Below are 20,409 nucleotides of genomic sequence, written 5' to 3'. Positions count from 1 at the left end.
ATGGATAAGCAGGACAACAAACTCATCAGCCGTTCAGTCAGCCTGTGCCCGATCTGGCCCACCCAGGCCTCGGAAAAGATCGGCCATATGATCGGCGAGATCAGCCAGGCCAACGACATCATGGTCAAGATCGCCTCCACCGCCCAGAACAACGCAATCAAGGGCGGGTTCGCCGCGGAAACCTGGCATGCCGAGTCGTTCAACCTAGACGCCATCCTCAAAGACAAGGATGTGCGGGCTTTCACCGATAATTTCGCCAAGACACCGCTGGCGAAGAACGACATGACCCACGACATCGTCATCATGAAGGGCGACACTCAGTTGCAAGGCGCACAGCTGAAATACTTCAAGAACGCTGACGCCACACAGAAGGCGTTTCGCTCAAGCAAGGACGGAGTTCAGCGCTACGACAACACCGACGTGTTCCTCGGGCCGTCCGACCAGATTGAAGGCATCAAGCTATCCGCCCACAAGGACATGCTGAAAAATCGCGACACTCGCCCCGAGGTCGCCCGGGCCGCAGAGAAAGTGCATGACAAGGCAGCCGGCCGCCTCGACGCCGAGGGCGTTCAATCCACAGGGTTGAGCAAGCGTGATGCGGAGCACGTCGGCGCGGGATCGACCTCCGGCAAGGAACTGCGCGAGAACATGCAGACGGGCTACCTGAACAAGGCAACGCTCCAGCAAAGCATGCGCGCGGCAGGGTCAGCGGCCATCGTCACCACGGTTATCGCCGGCAGCATCAACACCTTCCAGTACATCCGCCAGGTCAGGGACGGCGAGATCAGCGCCGAACGGGCCACCGTGCTGATCCTTCAGAACACGGCCATCGCCGCCGGCGATAGCGCGCTGAAGGCCGGCGTGGCCTCCGCAAGTGTCAGCATCGCCGCCCGCTCAATGCCCGGCCTGTTTGCCGGCTCGGTGTTCAAACGCACCTTTGCCAATGGCGGCATTGCCGGTGCGGCCGTCTGCGCAGTGGACGTGGTGCAGAACCTCGTGTTGTTCGCCGCCGGCAAGATCACCGGCGAAGAGCTGGAAACCCGCACCGGAAAGGGTTTGCTGCTGACCGGTGCTGGTGTGAGCGGTGCCTCGGTGGGCGCGGCGATTGGCGCATTGGGCGGCCCCGCCGGCGCGCTGGTGGGCAGCATCGTCGGAGGCCTGATTACGACGCTGGCGATGAACATTGCCGTGGACAACCACATCGAGAAGAGCTTCCAGCTGACCCTGGTCGCCACAGAGCGCGTGCTCAGCAACGGCGTCGCCGTTCATGAAGCCCTGGAGTATCTGCAGGTCTCGCAACAGTTCTACGGTGACTTCCACAAGGGCCTGTACCTGTCGGAGAAACACTTCGCCGCTCAGGTCAAGACCCTGGAAGCGCAAAGCAAACGACTCAGTAACAAGATCAACACTCTTTAAGGCCGGAACCATGAGCGAGACAACGACAGAGCTACAAGAGCAGATTTTCCAAGAGCCGCTGCAAGGTCCCGAGCTGGAGGCTGTGACCACACTCGTCAACCGCCACAAAGCCAATGCAGCCTTGACCCAGCAACTGGCCCTGGATGCCTCGCGGCTCATAACCAGTAGCCAGGAGCGGCTGAAGAAACAGTCGGGCGCCGGCTTCCTCAAACGTTTCGCCAGCAGCCTCAGCGGCAAGACCAGCGAAAACCAGCTGCTGAACCAGACCGACACTCTGCAAATGCAGAAATACGCCTGGCACTACCTCAAGCAGCTGCAACAGCAGAACCTGATCAACGCACAGAGCATCGCAGTCATCCGCAACAACCTGGGCACGATGAACGACTACATCATCGAGACCCGGGATTTCCTCGAAACCGCCATCGACCGGATCAACAGCCGCCTGAGGACCGTCGAGAACAGCGCCAGCTTCCACAGCTGGTCACTGAACATCGAGGCCAATAAGCGCCGCTTCAAATCCATTCCGGGCAACCTGCTGATCCTGCACCTGACCTACGACTTCTTGCGCGCCCATCGCGACATCGAGCTGACCGAGCGCGATGTCAACCACTTGGTGGTTACCTTGGAAAAACTCGGGGTCAACTGCGATGACGAAGTCGAGCTGCTGGGATTCATCATCGAACTGATCGACCAGATCGAGGTCTTCGGCATCGATCGCTATCGCAGCATGATCGAGCTGGCGGTCAACGAAAACCACGTGCTGGACTCGCACTTCATCCAAAAAAACATCTCAGGGCTTGGCTTCAACGCGCTGTACTTCCTCTCGGAGGAGTACGAAAAAATTATCGACCTCACCGACGATGAGCTATGCAACAGCGACGCGGCCCGGGAAAAGATCATCTCGCGATTCTTCGGCAACGAATTCGGCGGTCTCTACACCAACTATGGTATTCGTGACCTGATCGGCGAAGTCATTGGCGGCAGCCTGGTAGCGCTAGACATCTACAAGGAGCAAAACGGTTTCAACATCAGCGCTGACGCGTCAATGGATGAGGAGCAACCCGAAACTCTGTCGCTGACCTCCGACCTGCCGGACATCAAGGCCCACAGTTTCCTCGACAAGGCGGACGACGAGGCTCGCCGCACCTACCTGCGCCTGTTCGCGCTGTGCTTCGATAACGCTGCCTCGCTGAGCGGCGCGGGCCAGGAATTTATCGGCCAGTTGGCCGAACACAGTGGCTGCCCAGAGGTGGTCTCGCAAATTCTCGGCATCGCCGACAATCCGCTGAAGGAGCGTGAGCACCTGCCAGCGTTGCAGACTCTCCTCAATGACGATGACAAGGCATACACATGGCTCATCGACGCCTTCTTCCTCCTGACCTTGTGCCAGAAGAGGGTTGAGAACCCGCGCATCCTGCGGATCTTGACCGCCCTCAAGCCTAGCAACTTCAAGGAAAGCCTATCGCTGGTACTGGTGCTGCTCAATGAGAGCGACGAAGCGGCGCTGGTGAAGGCGGCCGTAGGCCTGGCCAAGCTGACCCAGGGCTGGAAGAACATCGTGCGATACCGCCTATTGCGCTTCGAGCAGTCCTGGATCGCCACGGAAAAACAGCTCTATGCCGCCAGCATAGACGCTTCAAACATGACCATGGACCTCATGACCGCCACCAGCAAGGCCAGCGACTGGTCGTCGTTCATGGGCTCGTTCGATGATGGTTTCCTTGGCAAAATGGCGACGGCTGCAGGTAGCGCGGCCTATACCATCGGCCGCAAGTCGGTCCTGTCCAGCCTTAACGACATGCGGCGCAAGGCACAGGACTTCATCGCTACGAATGCCCCGGCACTCAGTTCCGCCAACCAAGTGATCGCCCAATGGGGCCTGCCGCGTATCGACTTCGACAACGAGATCTCCTGGTCCGACTACGACCTGGACAACTCTGCAGAGAACGATGACTGGTACCACCAGTTGTACGACTGCGAGCGTCACATCGACCGTACGCTCACTGCATTCTCCAGTGCCTGCTCCGATGCGGATGATCAGCTCAGCTACTTCCGCAAGGGCGACTTCGACAGCTCGGTGGTGCTGGCCAGGGTGCGCAAGCAGGAAGAGTGGGAACAGCAGAAGTTGCGCGAGGCGTTGGAAAAACAATCCGTCACCTTTGATCACGATGGCAAGCAACACTTGTTTGCCATCGACTGGCACGACATGGAGACCCCTCCCTGCGATCCAGAAGAAATTCGCCATATCAAGACCGATGGCAAGGTGTGGCTGATCGTGGACAATGACGAACAGTTCTACCGCAGCGAAGACGGCGAGAACTGGCAGGCGGTCAAGCCCAATGTCGACGATGAGCGCATCTGGATTCGCCGGCTCGACGTGATTGACGGCACTTGGGTATTGACGGTGGGCTCCGAGGCGTTCTACTACTCCCGTGATGCCCTGACCTGGGAGCGTTCGCAGTACCCAGACGTCAGCGACAACTACGCGTTTTCCGCCACGGAAGACCTGGTCTTGTTCAATGGTCAGTGGCTGTGGCGTTTCACCGAGCGCGCCGAATTCGAATACACCGACAAGGGCTTCCTGTTCGACTCGACCAAGACCTCCAACTACGATAAACCACTGTTCTTCTGCGCCGAAGGACCGGGCGCAGCCTGGGAGCGCTGGGAGGGTCGCCTGAACCTCTCCGAGGGCGAGGAAGTGGAGTATCTGCGTGCAATACCGGGCACGGCCTGCCTGCTGGCGTTCTGCAAGTACCGCAGCTTCTACACCATGGTGAAGAAGAAGACCAACACCAGTTCGTCGGTGATGTACTACGTGCAGGGCAAGGGCTGGCGCAACTGCACCTGGCCTGAAGACGACCTCTCCTTCCATGATCCGGTCGTCATCGCAATGGGCGGCACACTGATGTGCTTCTCCTGGAGCAACCTGCTGACTTCGCAGAAGGGCTACGACTGGAAGCGCCAGTCGGACGCGCTCAATATAGAGACCTGCTACCACCTCAAAGACCTGAGTCTGTTCCCGTCGCGTAACAACCACCAACGCATCCACGTCAGCCACGACGGGCAGGCGTTCAAGGAAATCATGCTGGAGGACGGTAGCTGGAAGTATTTCGCGGCCAACGACCAGGGCGCCCTGTGTGTCTACGCGCCTGACTCCCACGAAACCTACCTGCGCGTCGGTACCTTCGTTCGCCAGATCAAGTGATGAACCCGGCCAGCCCCTGGGGGGAGGCCAGGCGCAAGGCTGCAACAGCCGGTTCGCCAGCGGTAGGGTCGCCTGACCCCATCGCTGGCAGGGCCAGCACCCATAGGTCCGTGTGGGCCTGTGACCGGCATCATCATCCGCGATCGGCCGGTTTCGAGCCGAGGCGAAGGATATGCTGATGCAGCGCTTACTCAGCCCGATGCTTCATCGTTTTGACTGCTCTTTTCAGCGGCACTTTCCATGCAACACCTGCACCGCCCCCAACCCAAGACCTCGGGATGATTCACGCTGCGCCAAACGAGATGATCGTCAGATCTGCTGCCTGAACAGGCAGAAAACAGGTGAACAGCATGCACAGGAGCATTGTGAGTTTTTCAGAAACCGTCATATACGGACTCTCCTGAAACGAATAGAAACAGGGATATCGGATCAAATCACGGCTATCAAACACACCGCTCTGAGGGTTTCCCCCTCAAGCTTTCACTAGACGGCCAGCCTACCCCTTCCAAGCGCTCCTTCAGGTCCAGAAAATCCCGTGCTGTTCGCACCACAGACTCCGGCATATAAGCCAATGGATCCGGCAACGATGATGGCCGATCAAGGAAACCCTCGGTCGCGGCATGCAGGCAAAAAGCGCTGTAGGCCGGGTTGTAGCCTCCTTCCTGCACCACCAGCAGACGCCCACCACACAACTCATCAGCTAGAGCACGCGCATGTCGTGCCAGTCGGTTGAAGCCTTGCATCGTCAGTAACTGGCGGCCATTGGGGTCGAACTGCGAAGCGTCCAGGCCGTTCGCGACAATCAGCACCTGAGGTGAGAAGCGTCGCAATTGCGGCACCACCAATTCCACCAGGACTCGCTCGTACAAGAGGTCGCCCGAACCCATTGGCAGAGGAAGATTCAGGTTGTACCCCAGCCCCGCACCTCGTCCACGCTCATCCACAGCACCTGTCTGCGGGTGACTTTCGCCCCAAGCGCCGTGATCCATGTGCAACGAAACGGTAAAGACCGTCGGATCCTCGTAGAAGCCTTCCTGAGTACCATTGCCGTGGTGCACATCCCAATCGAGAATCGCTACCCGCTCGACTCCACTGGCCTGTAGCGCTCGTGCGGCGATGGCGGCGTTATTAAGAAAACAGTAACCATCAGCCATGGCTGGCGCCGCATGGTGACCGGGAGGGCGAACCAGGGCCATTGCAGGTTTGCCGCTGTTCAGTACGCTCTGTCCCGCCGCAACGCTAGTACCCGCAGCTGCCAACAGGCCAAACAAGCTACCAGCATTCATCAGCGTTGTAGGACTGAAACGCCGTCCCTCCTGATTCGCCTCAATCAGTTCATCGAGGTAACCGGCTTCATGAAATCGCAACACCTCTACCGCACTAGCGTGCCGCCCACGGTGCCAGCGCAGATCGCCAGAAACTGGCCCTTTTTGCAGAACGGCGCGCATGCTGAGCAACCTCGGATTGCTCTCCGGATGTTGCATCTGCTCCCACAACAGACCACTAGGCGGTGCCTCGAACACTCCAGCGCCAGCATCATGAAGCAGTACATCGTCATGCCAGAAAATATCCATACGCGCGCACCTCAATCAATGATCATCAACTCGGGCGGCAACGCGGACAGGCTACTTGAACCTTCCGGACCACAGAGCACGGTATCGCCGAGCTTGATGCCGAAGCCTTCGCTGTACAGCGACAGATTCGGCTCGATAGAGAACGACATGTTGGGCTCGAACACATGCTCGTCAGTCTCGTCGAGCATCATCGCCTCCAGCCAAGTTGGCGGGTATGCCAAGCCCAGGCTGTAGCCAATGCGATGTACACGTGTACGTGAGAGATCAATTCGATCGAGAATCTCGTTACATACCCGGTTGACCTCACCCACCGGAGTACCCGGTCTGGCCGTTTCGACAGCAGCATTGAACGCTTCCGTGAGCAAGGTTGAGACCTCCCGTACACGGGGATTGGGCTGCCCCATTACCGCCGTGCGCATCAGTATCGCGTGATAGCGATTGCACACCCCCGCATGTTCGAGGATCACTACATCGCCATGACTGATGATTTGCCGATGGGGCATGGCGTGAGTCATGGTGCTGCGGCGCCCCGTTGCGCACATCGGACTGATGGCCGCGTATTCACTTCCGGCTTCGCCCAGGGTATGAGCGACAATACCTGCCATTTCCACTTCTGATATACCTGGGCGCAAGGCCTCGAACGCTGCCTGCATACCCAGGTCTGCCATACGCGCGGCACTGCGCTGATAAGCAATTTCCTGAGGACTTTTAATCAAGCGCTCTTCTGCAACCACCAGCGACGCGTCCTCGAAATGCGCCTCCCGGAGGTAACCGCACAGGGCCTGGAACTGCAATGGAGAAAAGGTCGAGGCGGACATCTCCAGACCGATCCGTGCATGACTCAAGCCCGCCTGGGCCAACATTTCTGCAACGATTCGTAGCGGATCTTCCTTGGCAATGTCATAGAAGATCGCATCTTTTATACATGACAGCTCCCAGGTGCAAGGCTCTTCGCTGGTGCGGGTAATGAAGATCGGCTCAGCCAGTTTTGGCGAGATGATCAGGGCCTGATACCAGAGGAAGCCCAGGCTGTCGAAGCCGGTCAGGTAGTTGATGTTATCTGGATAGTTCACCACCAGAGCCTCCAGATCACGCTCGGCGAGACGACGTTTGACGGCGTCAATACGGCTGCGATACGTGTGTGCGGGAAAAGCAGTCAGCATGAGAACTCCCTCCTTAGGGAAAAGGTGCACTTCAATCGTCAGGTTGATAAAGGACCGCCCGAACGGGCGGCCCGGAAGGAATCAGCGCGTTCGGCTTCGCTGCCCGATATAGATCCGAGCGAACATCACCACCAGCGTGATCAGGATCATCAAAGTGGATACCGCCGCAATCGCCGGGTCGAGGTTGTAGCGCAGGCCATCCCAGATTCGCTTGGGCAGGGTCATGACATTCAGCCCACTGGTGAACAAGCTCACCACCACCTCCTCCCAGGACATGACAAAACCCATGAAGAAGCTTGTGAACATGCCGGCCCGCAGGTTAGGCATCAGCACTTTGCGCAAGGTTGTCCAAAGGCCCGCACCGAGTGATCGTGCGGCGTTGTACAGCGAGATATCGAGTCGGCTGTAGGCCACCAGCATCGCGATCACCGAGTAAGGCATGGCCATCAATAGATGACCCAGCCCCACTCCCAGCAAGCTGTCGAGTATTCCCAGGCGGGCATCGAGGTAGTAGATGGACATGGCCGAAACCACCTGCGGCACGATCATCGGCAGTAGCACGATGGTCGTCAGCAAGACCCGATAACGGCGCTGCAACCAGATGCCAGTGGTGAAGAGCACAGCCAGTGCACAACTCAGCGCGCCCACCACCAGGGCCAGCCCCAGGCTTTGCATAATCGACAGTAACCAGGCGCTATCAAGCAGGGTTGCATAGTGACGTAACGACCACTCGGCACCTGGGAATGCCAGATAACGCTGGTTACCGAACGACAGAGGGACAATCACCAGAATCGGCAGCAGTAGAAACAATGCCGACAGGATCAAGGCGACCCGTGAAAGGTTTGCCCCCAGATTCGGATAACCACCGCGCTGACGTACCGATCTGGACATAGGTACGTGGATATTCTCTGCCTGACTCATGACTCAGCCCTCCCCAGCAACCGGCGAAAGCCGACCAACCGACCAAAGAGCAAAGTACAGCCGACCACCATCAGCATCAGCACGATACTCAGTGCTGCCCCCAACCCCCAATTGGAAAGCTGGAACATCTGCACATAAATATACTCCGCCAGCATCGCCGCTTTGCCCCCCCCTAACAGCGCCGGTGTCACGAAGCATCCCAGACTGAAGACAAAGACAATCATCGAGGCGGCAGCCAAGCCCGGCAGTGTCAAAGGCAGAAACACAGCACGCATACTCTGCCAATGATCAGCCCCCAGACTGCTGGCAGCACGCAACAGGCTGTCATCCACCTGGCGCATCGATGACATCAGCGGAAAAACCGCGTAAGGCACCATGAAATGCACCATGCCAATCAACGCCCCAAGCTCATTGCGCACCAAGGGGAGTGGCGCGTCGAGCCAGCCCAGCCCTAACAACCCCTCATTGATCGGGCCAGTGTTGCGTAGCAATACCAGCCAGGCAAAAGCACGGATCAACATCGACAGCCAGAATGGCAACAACACGAACAGCTCGATGAACTGTCGGCCGCGGGCTGTAGCGAAGCGCCAGCGATAGGCAATCAGATAGGCGACAGCCACACTGATCAGAGTGGTTAGTAGGCAGATACGCAACGTCCGCCAGATCACCGCTTGCAGGTTTGCACTGTCCAGAATGGCGGTGTAGTTCTGAACCCCAACTTCAGGCATGCTCAGGCTCCAGCTCAGCACGCCAAAAGTCGGTAACAGATATCCCGCCAACACCAGAAGTGGCAACGGCAAAATCAACAAGCCATAGATCGGCACAGCCTCCCTTGAGAGCATCCCCATTTCAGCCTCCGATCAATGCCAGATAGCGTTCGAGTGTTTCGCCATAATGTTCAGCATGCCAACGGTTGTTGAGCATCACCTGCTTCTTGCGATTCTCTGGTGCTGTTGGATTGATGGCCTGCAACTCTAGACTGAGCAACCCGTTGGCCTCCGAGTTGACCGGCCCCATGTTGTAGATCTGCATCAGCAGTGCCTGCACCTCCGGACGCAACGCATAGGCGATAAAGTCCATGGCTGCCTTGGCTCCGGCCGGATTTTTTTTCGGAACCATCCACACCGAAGGCGAGAGGATGCCGCCGTCAAAGCTCCACTCGATGCGTCCGCCACTGTCCTGCTTCACTAACTCGGCGCGGGTATGCCAGATTTGCGCCATGCTCACCTCGCCATCCAGCAGCAGTTGCTGTGACTCGGCACCGGTAGACCAGTGAGTGACGATATGCGGCATCAACGACTCGATCTTACGCAGTGCTCGATCAACATCCAGCGGGTAGAGTTGTTCGGGGGGAACCCCATCAGCCAATAGAGCGCATTCGAGGTTGGCGCTCATCCATTTGTACAGGGTGCGTTTGCCGGGGTACTTCTTCACATCCCAGAAGTCGGCCCAGCTACGGGGAGGGTTGGCGCCAAAGCGCTTGTGGTCATAACCAATCACATAGCTGTAGCTGTAATTGGCAATGCCGAAGTCATGTACGTCACCGAAGTTCACCAGCGATTTATCAACCACGGTGTAGTCGATGGGACTAAGGACGTCGCCGCGCCCCAAGCGATAAGAGGAATACATCTCTCCGTCGCAGACGTCCCAACGCACGGCGCCACTATTCACCTGAGTTTTCAGGGCGCCTTCGGAGGGCCCGCTGCCGTCGATCTGCAGCTTATGTCCGGAAGCCTGATTGAAACCGGCATAACTCTTCTCGAAGGCCGATACCGCATCGCCTCCCCAATTCGACACCACAACATTGCCACCAGCAGAAAGCGCTCTCTGCCAAGGCCCTGCCGCCGCAAGCGCCCCCAGCAGCAAGAGACTCTGATTGAAACTCCGCCGGCTGATACCAGCTCCCTGTCCACGCTCCCGGGCTATTTCAAGAACATCCTCAACGATCCTTTGCCGATCAATCATTCCTTGATTCTCCTTTGGTACCACTCCATTGATCTGGCCATTCTCAACTTGGCTATCAAGCGACCCCAGATGGGTGTCCTGTGATAAAACCATTGTTCCTACTCACCCACATCAAGACCGCATGCCAGCGATAAGGAGAAGTGCATCAGGCCTCCATTGCCTTTTCTCATGGCTATGGGGCTAACATTGACAGGAATAGAAATAACGGCAAGCCAATAGTTTTCGAGCAAAACAACGAATAAAAATCACAATAAGGGGGTCCTCATGGATCGGAGAAATTCCCCGCGCATGCCCTCATTGATCGCCCTTAAGGCTTTTGATGCATTGGTCCGACAGGGAAATGTCGGACGGGCCGCGCAAGAACTACACGTTACCCACGGCGCTATCAGCCACCAGGTAAAAAAGCTGGAGAATGAACTGGGAGCGGCCTTGATTGAGCGAGGTATCAAGGGGGTACGCCTAACGCCCGCAGGCCATCAGCTAAGCCAGCAGTTGAGCAGTGCGTTTGAGCAATTGCGCCACATTCACCTCATGCTTCCATCGTCACAACCGGCGAGCGAACTGCACATCGCCTGTGCCCCGGCATTACTGGCTCGAATAACTCCACTGTTGAGGCGCTTTCAGCGTAACTATCAGGAAATGACCCTGCACTTACTGCCGATAAGCGGTGATCTGAGACTGGCGGATCTGGTCATTTCCTTCGGTGATATACACCTGGAGGGGCAGCGTTTTGCCGCACTGAGCGACATCCATTACTTTCCGGTATGCAGCCCTCGCTTACTCAACGCCAAGGAACAACTACGCAAACCACGAGATCTGATGTATCAGGTTCTGCTGCATGAGGATGATGGCTCCGACTGGAACCGCTACTTCCTTGCGGCTGGCGTTCAGGGGCTACAGGTTCGCCAGAACGTCTTTCTACCTGACGCCTATCAGACCATCCGCGCCGCCGTAGCAGGTGGCGGCGTCACTATCAGTGACCATATTCTGGCCGGGGAAGAACTGGCCCAGGGGCACCTTGTGCGCTTGTTCGATGTGGAATTTCCTGCACCACATCCCTACTTCCTGATCATTCCCTTCCATGGTCAACAAAGTCTGGCTCGTGAATTCGCTGACTGGGTGCTCCATGAACTGGAGTCTATGCCGAACCTAAAAACCAGTTTGAAGATTTAGCCAGGAAGTAATCAGATTTTACGCAATCTGACAGGAGCAATATCTTCAGCTCCCGGTCGTACTTCAACACAGTGTCAAACAGAAGCACACATCCATCGGCCGCAAAAAATGGTGGTGACGTCCAGCTGCGAGCAGCTCAGTAAAGGTGGCGAAGTCCATTTCAGGATTGCGTTGGGAACCTGTAGGTGAAGTCGACGGCATGGGACATGCCTCAGTTAGAGTAAACTATAGCTCTAGGCAAGCTGTAAGCTTAACGCAGCGCCCAACCACCCTCTGGACTCGGTATACTTTAGTATGCTTTAAGTCAAAAGCATAACTCACCCACATTCAAATCTTTCAAGGAAATGATTCATGGCGAAAGCAAACAAAAAACCAAAAAACAATCTACCATTCTTTGAAAGACCAGATTTATCGCCATTCCTTGTACATTTGACAAGACGCTCAAAAAAACCACAGAAGAACTCCGCTTTCGAGAACTTAATATCCATACTCAAAGACGGACATATAAAATCAAGCGGGCCAGATGGATTCATAAAAGGGTATAAACGCGCCACCTGCTTTATGGACACTCCTCTCAGCTCGCTAAAATATGTCTTAAATGAGCGGGACACAAAAAAAGATAACCCGAGATATGAGCCATACGGAATCGTGATCACAAAGAAAAATGCATTTAAAAAAGGATGTCGTCCCGTGATGTATTTATCTAAAAAGGAGGAGAAAAAAGTCGGCATCTCCCAACATGAGCTTTGGCGGGTAGTTCAATTAAACGACGTAAATGGATTTGGTGTCAATTGGATCCATGAGCGCGAGTGGCGATGTGAGGGTAGCTATAAACTACCTAAGGCCCCCATTGCAGTATTGGTAAAAACCGCACGCGAAGCTAAGAAATTGCGCAATATAATAGAGAAAAAACCATCTGAATTCCGCATAAAACCCCAGTCAATCATACCGCTCTCTATTCTCTGTCAAGGCCTGCCATACATGGCCAAATGACCCAAGACAGCCTGCCGCACAACTCAATTTTTACGGCAGTAACCTACATCGAACTAGACTATGATATTTCAGCCTCAATCACATGAACAGGCACCCTCTTAGTTTTTGTTAGAAAATGCCACACCACCATATACAACCCCATCACAAATATAAGTATCTCTAATGAGTTTTAATGTGGCACCAAAGGCAAATACGACCTCTCTTTCATGTCCATGCTGACTATCAGGTGTATCTGATCGTTAACCTCTCGGCATGCTTCCACGTTCGAATGCGTAGCTTGTCGGTTGAAGATCAGCGGGGGTCTCCAAGCTTCCAGCGTGCGGAATACGGATCATGCCTGTTGAGCCGTGCAGACTGGATTAAACTCATGATCGCTGCCGCCCGTTTGCCGCTGCGTAGCGATCCTGCAAATAGCCAGTTCTTGCGTCGAAGAGCCCACGGTCGGATTTGGTTCTCAGCTCAATTGTTGTCAATGGGTACGGCCCCGTCATCAAGGTAGCGCGATAGCGCTGCCCATCGTTTCAAGCTGTAATCCAGGACTCTGCTGATGGCCGAACCTTCAGGCACGAGATCGCGCCGGCCGGTCATCCAGGCATGCAAACTTTCCATCACAGGTACGGTTTTTTCCTGCCGTATTCGGTGCCGTAAATCTGGCTCCAGATCGCGGACTTCACTCTCGATTTCGTAAAGCAATTGGATATAGCGAAGAGCTTGTTCGGCGAGCGTGCTTTTGTTTGTGGCGTGCAGTTCGAAGAACTTGCGCCACGCATGGGCCATGCAGCCGATCTCCGTCACCCCGAGTTCGAAGCTGGCCTTGCAGCCACCAAAATCATCGCAGACCAGATTAACTGGATACCCCCAACAGAGCTGAACATCCTGCCTTGCCTCATCCACCCTTCGAATCCAGACAGGGCCTGGAGCTATCAGGTTGCTTGTCCGAGGCGGAGAGGTATTTTGCTGGAGCATCGCAGGGCAGCGAAACGGAGCACTGTCCATCCATTTGGGAAAAAGTGGACAATGGACAGTGAACTATAAGCTACTGATCTGTATGGTTTTTATCTGTCCATTCATAGTCTGAGTTCACACGTAAACGACTTGAACCTAGCGGATACGTGCTGAACTTCAGCGGTTCCCGCGCAACAAAAAAAGGACCCGAAGGTCCTTTTTTTGATCGCTGCAGACCTCAATGGAAGTCTGCAGCGCTATGTTTGGAGCGGGAAACGAGACTCGAACTCGCGACCCCGACCTTGGCAAGGTCGTGCTCTACCAACTGAGCTATTCCCGCAACGTCTTGGTGTTGCGCATTCTATAGAAATCAGAATGCGCGTCAAGCCTTTGATTCAAAAAAACTTATTTTTTCTCGTTGTCGGTTTTCAGGTGAGGCCAGGCCGCACGCAGATACTGCAGCATCGACCACAAGGTCAGGCCGGCTGCCGCCAACAGCAAGGCGTAACCCACCAGCACCCAGAAGCTGAAATCCGACGGGTTGGCCAGCAGGATCACCAGCGCCAGCATCTGCGCCGCGGTTTTCCATTTGCCCATGTTCGATACCGCCACCTGGGCACGGGCGCCGAGCTCGGCCATCCACTCGCGCAAGGCCGAGATGACGATTTCACGGCCGATGATCACTGCGGCCGGCAAGGTCAGCCACAGGTTGTGGTGTTCTTGCACCAGCAGCACCAGGGCCACGGCCACCATCAGCTTATCGGCCACCGGGTCGAGGAAGGCACCAAAGGGCGTGCTCTGCTCCAGGCGTCGCGCCAGGTAGCCGTCCAGCCAATCGGTGGCGGCCGCGAAGGCAAATACTGAACTGGCCGCCATGTAGCTCCAGCTATAGGGCAAATAGAACAGCAATATGAAAATCGGGATGAGCAGAACGCGTAGAACGGTGATCAGATTAGGGATATTCATCGGCACAACTGGCTACGAGGTGATTGGGCATTCTACTCGCTGTGCAGGCTTGCATAAATCAACTCAGCGAGCTTTTTACTGATTCCCGGTGCTTTGGCGATTTCGTCGATGCTGGCACGGGACAGTTCCTGCAATCCACCAAAATGTTTAAGAAGGTCACGCCGACGCTTGGGCCCCACGCCCGCGACCCCTTCCAGGGTCGAGGTGCGCCGGGTCTTGCCGCGTCGGGCACGGTGACCGGTGATCGCGAAGCGGTGAGCCTCATCGCGGATTTGCTGGATCAGGTGCAGCGCTGGCGAATCGCCCTTAAGGGTGAATTCATGGGCTGCATCGTTCAGGTACAGGGTTTCGAAACCGGCCTTGCGGGTCGCCCCCTTGGCCACGCCGAGCAGGATCAGGTCCGGCACCGCCAGCTCGTTGAGCACATCCCGGGCCATGGACAGCTGCCCCTTGCCGCCGTCCACCAGGAGAATGTCCGGCAGCTTGCCCTCGCCGTCCTTGAGCTTGCTGAAGCGCCGGGTCAGGGCCTGGTGCATGGCGGCATAGTCATCTCCGGCAGTCACGCCCTCGATGTTGTAGCGGCGGTAATCGGACTTCAACGGCCCTTCCGGACCAAACACCACGCAGGACGCCACGGTGGCCTCGCCGCTGGAATGGCTGATGTCGTAGCACTCCAGGCGCTGCGGCGGCTCATCCAGGTTCAGCACTTCGGCCAGGGCGTCGAACCGCGCGGCCACATGCTGCCGGTTGGCCAGGCGCGCGCCCAGGGCCTGCTCGGCATTGGTTACCGCCAGCTGCTGCCAGCGGGCACGGGTACCGCGCACCCGATGGCTGATGGTCAGTTCACGGCCACGCAACTCTTCGATGGCGGCGATCAGGGTCGGAAAATCCTCGTGCACCACATTGACGATCAACTCCGCTGGCAAGTCGCGCTCGGGGCTGCTGAGGAAATACTGACTGAGGAAGGCCGACATGACCTCTGCCACCTCCTCCTCGATGCCGACCTGGGGAAAGAAGTTCTTGCTGCCCAGCACCCGCCCACCGCGCACGCTGATCAGGTGCACGCAGGCGCCTCCCGGGTTGACGAACGCCGCCACCACATCCACATCGCCGGTACCGCCTTCCATGCTCTGCTGGTCCTGGACCCGGCGCAGCAGGGAGATCTGGTCCCGCAGTTCGGCGGCCTTCTCAAAATCCAGGGTGCCGGCAGCCGCTTCCATGGCCGTGGACAGCTCATCGCTCAGGGCATTGCTGCGGCCTTCGAGGAACATCACCGAGTGACGCACGTCTTCGGCGTAGACCTCGGGCTCCACCAGGCCGACACAGGGCGCCTTGCAACGCTTGATCTGATACTGCAGGCAGGGCCGGGTGCGGTTCTTGTAATAACTGTCCTCGCATTGGCGGACCATGAAGGTCTTCTGCAGCAGGCTCAGGCTTTCACGAATGGCCCCGGCGCTGGGGTAAGGGCCGAAGTACTTGCCCTTCTGCTTCTTGGCCCCACGATGGATGCTGAAACGCGGGAAGTCGCCGTCTGACAGAAACACATAGGGATAGGACTTATCGTCGCGCAACAGGATGTTGTACGGCGGCCGCCATTCCTTGATCAGCGTCTGCTCCAGCAGCAGCGCCTCGGTTTCGTTGGCGGTGATGGTGGTTTCGATCTGCGCGATGCGCGCCACCAGGGCAGCCGTCTTGGGCGCCTGCCCAGTCTTGCGGAAATAGCTCGACAGGCGGTTCTTCAGATTCTTGGCTTTGCCGACGTAGAGCAGGCGCGCATCGCTGTCGAACATGCGATACACACCGGGACGGCCACTGCAGGTAGAAAGAAAGGCGCTGGGATCAAACAGGTCGGTCATTTCAGAGGCTGGCATCAACCATGCCATGGCGAACCGCCAACAGCGTCAACTCGACATCGCTGCTGATCGAGAGCTTCTCGAAGATACGGTAGCGGTAGGTGTTCACGGTTTTCGGCGACAGGCACAGTTTGTCGGAGATGATCTGTACCTTCTGGCAACCGACGATCATCAGGGCAATCTGGATCTCCCGTTCGGACAAGGCGTCGAACGGAGAATCACTGGACGGCTGGAATGATTTGAACACCAGTTGCTGAGCGATCTGCGGGCTGATGTAGCGTTGGCCGGCAAATACCAGGCGAATAGCCTGAACCATTTCATTGAGGCCGGCACCCTTGGTCAGGTAGCCCGCCGCTCCGGCCTGCAGCAACCGGGTCGGAAACGGATCTTCCTCGCAGACGGTCACCGCGACGACTTTGATATCCGGATGACTGCGCAGCAGTTTGCGCGTGGCTTCAAGGCCGCCGATGCCAGGCATCTTGACGTCCATCAGCACCACATCCGGCTTCAGCTCCCGAGCCTTGATCAGGGACTCTTCCCCGGACTCCGCCTGCCCGACTACTTGCAGGCCATCGATGTCAGCCAACATTCGTGTAATGCCCGTACGAACGAGATCATGGTCATCGACTACTAGCACCCTAATCAAGCAGACACCTCGCGATTTGGTCTTTATAGATTGCCGGACACCTTAGCAAAAAAGCGCCGTACAAACCTAATCACAAGCGCTATATAAAAAACATCTGCATGCAATAAGGGTCTAATCGCCCCTCGCACAAGAATGGCTGACGTTCGCACGCTGTCCAGCGGACCTTTCTTCCCTTCCCCGAACCCGGGTGTTTTCCCTGCATTCGGCCACGAACCTGATCCACCCATTTGGATGTATGATCCTGTTCGATACCCCCCTAGGGGTGTTACATCCTGCAGCCTTGAACAAATCTGAACGGTTTCGAACTATGCCCGGTATCCGCACCGCCGCACAAGCCAAGGCCTGGCTGGAATATCAAGGTAAATCGGTTCAACAGTTCGCACGCGAACACGGGGTTGATCCAGCCACTACCTATCAGGTGCTGGCTGGCCGCAAGAAAGGCAAGCGCGGCGAAGCCCACAAGGTCGCGGTGCTGCTGGGAATGAAGGACGGCGTGATCGCCGAGGAAGGCCAAGCCCTGGATCCAGCGCAGCAGGATGCCTAGGACAGGACCGGGCCGGGATCGCAGGCTTCGTCGACACGCAAGGCAGATGCGCGCTCCATGCGCCAGAAACAGTCGTCCTCCCCCACCACCTGCAATCCCATCCGTTCATACAGGCGTTGCGCCGGATTACCCTTGAACACCGTCAGGCGCAACAATCCTCGCCGTTCCTGGGCCGCCATTTGCAGCACCCGGCCCAGCGTCCAGGCCCCCGCTCCCTTTCCCCGCCAGGCTTCCAGCACATGCAGCTCGCGGATATACAGGGCCCGCTGATCCCGGCTCAGGCTGACAAAGCCCAGCACCTCGCGCCCCAGGCCAATCAGCAGATTTTCCCGGCCGGCCCAGGCCACGTCGAAGGCTTCGTCAAGCCACAGCAGGTCATTGCGAATGTAATACCCCAGCATGGTGGAACGGGTCAGGTCCCGGGCGAATGCCAAGTCGCGATCGAGCGCCGGACGCAGTTCGAAAGCGCTCATCGATTCGCGCTCGCCATTCCATCGACCCGCCATTGGCCAGCGCTGCGCCGGGCGATCAGCAGCGCCTCCCCCGTGCCCTCCACCGCCCCCAGCAACTCGCCGCAAACGCCCCAGATGGCACTGCGCCCGGCGCAAGCCCAGCCACCGCTGGGGCCACCATGGTTGGCCATCAGCACCAAAATGCCGTGCTCACGGGCATAAGCCTGTAACAGCGCACTGTCCTGGGCATAGCCTCCCTCGCTGACCAGCACCCCGGCTGCGTAGATTCCAGCCCCCGCTGTCACCGCGGCCTGTACGTGGCTGGCATGGCAAAAATCCGCGCACACCGCCAGGGCCACGATTGCCTCGCCGAACACCACGGGCTCACCGCCGCTGCCTGCGACAAAAGCGCGCTCCTCTCCCGCATGCAGATGCTGCTTGCTGTAGAGCGCCAGGGAACCGTCAGCCCCCAGCACCAGCGCTCCGATCAACACCGGCGCCTGAGGCTGGAGGCGAACCGGCATCCCCACCACCGCTGTCAGCCCCAGTTCCCGAGCCAGGTCACGCAACGGCTGCAGCGTCGGCGAATCCGGCGCCAGGGCCAACTCGGCCGCCAGTTGCGGCTCATAGCCCGTCAACGACAGCTCGGGAAACACCAGCAATTGCACGCCCTTCGCCGCCGCTTCACGCATCATTTGCTGATGACGGGCCATATTGGCCGGCAAGTCGCCGGCAACGGACACCGACTGGGCGACAGCGAGGGTCAAATCAGACATGCGCATTCCTTGATAAGGGCAATCTGGCGGGAAGTGCGAGTGTGGCATAAATCCCCTGCAGGCTTAATCCATAGCCTCCCACGCCAAACCGCCATAGAAATTACTGATTGAATCCCGGCCCCGGCCTCTAGTAAGCTCGCCCCACTTCACGGAGAAACCCCATGTTGTCCCAGACCCTTTCCCTGCATCGCCACACCGCCAGCGCCCTGCGCTCGGTTGCGGCTGCCTGGGTCAACGGCGACAAGGCTCCGGTGAGCTTTTATTTTGGGTATTGGTTTAGCCACTGGCGCGCCTGATACCCAACCGGCGCCCAACTTCACGGGTCGCCTACCAGAGAAATCTCAACCCCCGGTCGGCCTCCCGACCGGGGGTTTTGTTTTTTCAGGCTTGACGTTTTTCACCACGACTTTCAGCAACACACCGAACTTATTTGAGGATTGCCCCATGAACTACTCCACCTATTACCGTTACGACATGTTTAGCGCCTGGCGATTTAGCAGCCTCCGTTCGGGACAGCCTGCCGCCTCCGATCGGTCACCTACCGGTGGCAATTGCACACTTATGGCCAGTACGGCCAATTGTCGAACACCCCAGTAGGGCCGCGTGCGGGGAAACCACCCGCCGCCCGCCCAGGAAGACCGCACATGAACTCGTCCGTATCCGCCCTGCCCCTGTCCGCCCACGTCAGCGCCAATGAAACCCTGACCCGGCGCCTGCCCAGCTCCCTGGAGCTCAAGCAGCAATTGCCGCTATCCCTGGCCCTGAGCCAGCAAGTCGCCACCCACCGCCAGGCGGTACGCGCCATTCTCGAAGGCCGCGACCAGCGCCTGCTGGTAGTGGTCGGTCCCTGCTCCATCCATGACCCACAATCGGCCCTGGAATACGCCGCCAACCTGGCCCACCTGGCCGAAGAGGTGAGCGACCAGATGCTCTTGGTGATGCGCGCCTACGTCGAAAAGCCCCGCACCACCGTGGGTTGGAAAGGCCTGGCCTACGACCCGGACCTGGACGGCAGCGACGACATGGCCGGCGGCCTGACCCTGTCCCGGGAACTGATGCGCCACATGCTGCGCCTGGGCCTGCCGATTGCCACCGAACTGCTGCAGCCCATGGCCGCCGGCTACTTCGACGACCTGCTGAGCTGGGTCGCGATTGGTGCGCGCACCACCGAATCGCAGATCCACCGCGAGATGGCCAGTGGCCTGGAAATGCCCGTGGGCTTCAAGAACGGTACCGACGGCGGCGTCGCCATCGCCTGTGACGCCATGCGCTCGGCGGCTCATCCGCACCGCCACTTCGGCGTCGACAGCCAGGGCCACCCGGCAATCATCCAGACCCCGGGCAACCCCGACACCCACCTGGTACTGCGCGGTGGCCATCGCGGGCCGAACTACGACCGCCAGAGCGTGGCCCAGGTGCGCCAGGAGCTGCAGAAACTGAAGATCCCGGCGCGGATCATGGTCGATTGCAGCCACGCCAACAGCGGCAAAGACCCGTTGCGCCAGCCGGCGGTATTCAACGAGGTGCTGGAACAGCGCCTGCAGGGCAATACATCACTGATGGGCGTGATGCTGGAAAGCCACCTGTTCGAAGGCTGCCAGCCCCTGAGCGACAACCTGCGCTACGGCGTCTCGGTGACCGACGGCTGCCTGGGCTGGAACGCCACCGAGCAACTGTTGCGCAATGCCGCCCAGCAACTGCAGCGCGCGCACAAGGCCGCAGCCGTCCCCGCCTGAGCATTAGCGCCCCCGCAGGAGCTGGCTTGCCAGCGAAGGCGTCCTCAAGAGCACCGTCTCCTCCAAGGACCTCTTCGCCGG

Annotated in this window: 17 protein-coding genes, 1 tRNA gene and 1 pseudogene; 7 read left to right on the top strand and 12 right to left on the bottom strand. The window is 57.9% G+C overall.

Annotated elements, in window-relative coordinates:
* Window positions 1-120: 120 nt before the first annotated feature.
* On the top strand, window positions 121-1,416 hold the full coding sequence (locus tag U873_RS0119360; protein ID WP_256244571.1) for a hypothetical protein: 1,296 nt from the start codon (window positions 121-123) through the stop codon (window positions 1,414-1,416).
* Between the two features lie 10 nt (window positions 1,417-1,426).
* Window positions 1,427-4,621, top strand: a complete 3,195-nt coding sequence (locus U873_RS0119355; protein ID WP_025129809.1) for a hypothetical protein — start codon at window positions 1,427-1,429, stop codon at window positions 4,619-4,621.
* A gap of 443 nt (window positions 4,622-5,064) precedes the next feature.
* Here the strand turns inward: U873_RS0119355 and U873_RS0119345 are convergent, their stop codons facing one another.
* From U873_RS0119345 to U873_RS0119325, 5 genes are all read right to left on the bottom strand, one after another.
* Window positions 5,065-6,195, bottom strand: a complete 1,131-nt coding sequence (locus tag U873_RS0119345) for a hypothetical protein (protein WP_025129808.1) — start codon at window positions 6,193-6,195, stop codon at window positions 5,065-5,067.
* Between the two features lie 11 nt (window positions 6,196-6,206).
* Window positions 6,207-7,358, bottom strand: a complete 1,152-nt coding sequence (locus U873_RS0119340; RefSeq protein WP_025129807.1) for a Xaa-Pro peptidase family protein — start codon at window positions 7,356-7,358, stop codon at window positions 6,207-6,209.
* A gap of 81 nt (window positions 7,359-7,439) precedes the next feature.
* The gene (locus U873_RS0119335) at window positions 7,440-8,279 is read right to left on the bottom strand and encodes an ABC transporter permease (protein WP_081818683.1); all 840 of its coding nucleotides are present in this window, start codon (window positions 8,277-8,279) and stop codon (window positions 7,440-7,442) included.
* Window positions 8,276-9,127, bottom strand: a complete 852-nt coding sequence (locus tag U873_RS0119330; protein ID WP_025129805.1) for an ABC transporter permease — start codon at window positions 9,125-9,127, stop codon at window positions 8,276-8,278. Before U873_RS0119330 ends, U873_RS0119335 begins: the two co-directional genes overlap by 4 nt.
* Window position 9,128: 1 nt before the next feature.
* The gene (locus tag U873_RS0119325; protein ID WP_029978511.1) at window positions 9,129-10,244 is read right to left on the bottom strand and encodes an ABC transporter substrate-binding protein; all 1,116 of its coding nucleotides are present in this window, start codon (window positions 10,242-10,244) and stop codon (window positions 9,129-9,131) included.
* Between the two features lie 288 nt (window positions 10,245-10,532).
* On the opposite strand from U873_RS0119325, the gene U873_RS0119320 reads away from it, so the two are divergent.
* Together U873_RS0119320 and U873_RS36735 are read left to right on the top strand one after the other, a co-directional pair.
* Window positions 10,533-11,417, top strand: a complete 885-nt coding sequence (locus tag U873_RS0119320) for a LysR family transcriptional regulator (protein ID WP_025129803.1) — start codon at window positions 10,533-10,535, stop codon at window positions 11,415-11,417.
* A 351-nt stretch (window positions 11,418-11,768) separates the two neighbouring features.
* A complete protein-coding gene (locus tag U873_RS36735; protein WP_157838108.1) occupies window positions 11,769-12,410 on the top strand; it encodes a hypothetical protein in 642 nt (213 codons plus the stop codon).
* Window positions 12,411-12,731: 321 nt separating this feature from the next.
* Here U873_RS36735 and U873_RS34435 read toward each other — a convergent pair.
* From U873_RS34435 to uvrY, 5 genes and pseudogenes are all read right to left on the bottom strand, one after another.
* Window positions 12,732-13,259, bottom strand: a pseudogene (locus U873_RS34435) (IS66 family transposase); the annotation flags it as partial.
* Window positions 13,260-13,619: 360 nt separating this feature from the next.
* Window positions 13,620-13,695: transfer RNA gene (locus tag U873_RS0119310), tRNA-Gly, on the bottom strand.
* Window positions 13,696-13,760: 65 nt separating this feature from the next.
* Window positions 13,761-14,321, bottom strand: coding sequence for a CDP-diacylglycerol--glycerol-3-phosphate 3-phosphatidyltransferase (gene pgsA / locus U873_RS0119305; RefSeq protein WP_025129801.1), 561 nt, complete (start codon window positions 14,319-14,321; stop codon window positions 13,761-13,763).
* Between the two features lie 32 nt (window positions 14,322-14,353).
* Window positions 14,354-16,177, bottom strand: coding sequence for an excinuclease ABC subunit UvrC (uvrC, locus tag U873_RS0119300; protein WP_025129800.1), 1,824 nt, complete (start codon window positions 16,175-16,177; stop codon window positions 14,354-14,356).
* 1 nt (window position 16,178) lies between these two features.
* On the bottom strand, window positions 16,179-16,820 hold the full coding sequence (gene uvrY, locus U873_RS0119295; RefSeq protein ID WP_025129799.1) for a UvrY/SirA/GacA family response regulator transcription factor: 642 nt from the start codon (window positions 16,818-16,820) through the stop codon (window positions 16,179-16,181).
* A 307-nt stretch (window positions 16,821-17,127) separates the two neighbouring features.
* On the opposite strand from uvrY, the gene U873_RS0119290 reads away from it, so the two are divergent.
* Window positions 17,128-17,364, top strand: coding sequence for a DNA-binding protein (locus U873_RS0119290; protein ID WP_025129798.1), 237 nt, complete (start codon window positions 17,128-17,130; stop codon window positions 17,362-17,364).
* Here the strand turns inward: U873_RS0119290 and U873_RS0119285 are convergent.
* Both U873_RS0119285 and U873_RS0119280 read right to left on the bottom strand, forming a co-directional pair.
* Complete coding sequence (locus U873_RS0119285; RefSeq protein WP_025129797.1) at window positions 17,361-17,837, bottom strand: N-acetyltransferase; 477 nt, start codon at window positions 17,835-17,837, stop codon at window positions 17,361-17,363. The two genes, U873_RS0119290 and U873_RS0119285, sit on opposite strands and share 4 nt — an antisense overlap.
* Window positions 17,834-18,592 (bottom strand): carbon-nitrogen hydrolase family protein, encoded by a 759-nt coding sequence (locus U873_RS0119280; protein WP_025129796.1) that lies wholly within the window; start codon window positions 18,590-18,592, stop codon window positions 17,834-17,836. Before U873_RS0119280 ends, U873_RS0119285 begins: the two co-directional genes overlap by 4 nt.
* A 161-nt stretch (window positions 18,593-18,753) precedes the next feature.
* Here U873_RS0119280 and U873_RS37265 point away from each other — a divergent pair, with 161 nt between their 5' ends.
* Complete coding sequence (locus tag U873_RS37265; RefSeq protein WP_256244548.1) at window positions 18,754-18,888, top strand: hypothetical protein; 135 nt, start codon at window positions 18,754-18,756, stop codon at window positions 18,886-18,888.
* A 348-nt stretch (window positions 18,889-19,236) separates the two neighbouring features.
* Window positions 19,237-20,328, top strand: a complete 1,092-nt coding sequence (locus U873_RS0119270; RefSeq protein WP_025129795.1) for a 3-deoxy-7-phosphoheptulonate synthase — start codon at window positions 19,237-19,239, stop codon at window positions 20,326-20,328.
* The last annotated feature ends 81 nt before the right edge of the window (window positions 20,329-20,409 follow it).

Source organism: Pseudomonas sp. PH1b (assembly GCF_000633395.1).
GTDB lineage: Bacteria > Pseudomonadota > Gammaproteobacteria > Pseudomonadales > Pseudomonadaceae > Aquipseudomonas.
This window is presented reverse-complemented; position numbering and strand designations above follow the sequence as displayed.

Coding starts and splice junctions, on each gene's coding strand:
- U873_RS0119360 (WP_256244571.1), top strand. CDS start 121: ATGGTCAAGATCGCCTCCACCGCCCAGAACAACGCAATCAAGGGCGGG.
- U873_RS0119355 (WP_025129809.1), top strand. CDS start 1,427: ATGAGCGAGACAACGACAGAGCTACAAGAGCAGATTTTCCAAGAGCCG.
- U873_RS0119345 (WP_025129808.1), bottom strand. CDS start 6,195: ATGGATATTTTCTGGCATGACGATGTACTGCTTCATGATGCTGGCGCT.
- U873_RS0119340 (WP_025129807.1), bottom strand. CDS start 7,358: ATGCTGACTGCTTTTCCCGCACACACGTATCGCAGCCGTATTGACGCC.
- U873_RS0119335 (WP_081818683.1), bottom strand. CDS start 8,279: ATGAGTCAGGCAGAGAATATCCACGTACCTATGTCCAGATCGGTACGT.
- U873_RS0119330 (WP_025129805.1), bottom strand. CDS start 9,127: ATGGGGATGCTCTCAAGGGAGGCTGTGCCGATCTATGGCTTGTTGATT.
- U873_RS0119325 (WP_029978511.1), bottom strand. CDS start 10,244: ATGATTGATCGGCAAAGGATCGTTGAGGATGTTCTTGAAATAGCCCGG.
- U873_RS0119320 (WP_025129803.1), top strand. CDS start 10,533: ATGCCCTCATTGATCGCCCTTAAGGCTTTTGATGCATTGGTCCGACAG.
- U873_RS36735 (WP_157838108.1), top strand. CDS start 11,769: ATGGCGAAAGCAAACAAAAAACCAAAAAACAATCTACCATTCTTTGAA.
- pgsA (WP_025129801.1), bottom strand. CDS start 14,321: ATGAATATCCCTAATCTGATCACCGTTCTACGCGTTCTGCTCATCCCG.
- uvrC (WP_025129800.1), bottom strand. CDS start 16,177: ATGACCGACCTGTTTGATCCCAGCGCCTTTCTTTCTACCTGCAGTGGC.
- U873_RS0119290 (WP_025129798.1), top strand. CDS start 17,128: ATGCCCGGTATCCGCACCGCCGCACAAGCCAAGGCCTGGCTGGAATAT.
- U873_RS0119285 (WP_025129797.1), bottom strand. CDS start 17,837: ATGAGCGCTTTCGAACTGCGTCCGGCGCTCGATCGCGACTTGGCATTC.
- U873_RS0119280 (WP_025129796.1), bottom strand. CDS start 18,592: ATGTCTGATTTGACCCTCGCTGTCGCCCAGTCGGTGTCCGTTGCCGGC.
- U873_RS37265 (WP_256244548.1), top strand. CDS start 18,754: ATGTTGTCCCAGACCCTTTCCCTGCATCGCCACACCGCCAGCGCCCTG.
- U873_RS0119270 (WP_025129795.1), top strand. CDS start 19,237: ATGAACTCGTCCGTATCCGCCCTGCCCCTGTCCGCCCACGTCAGCGCC.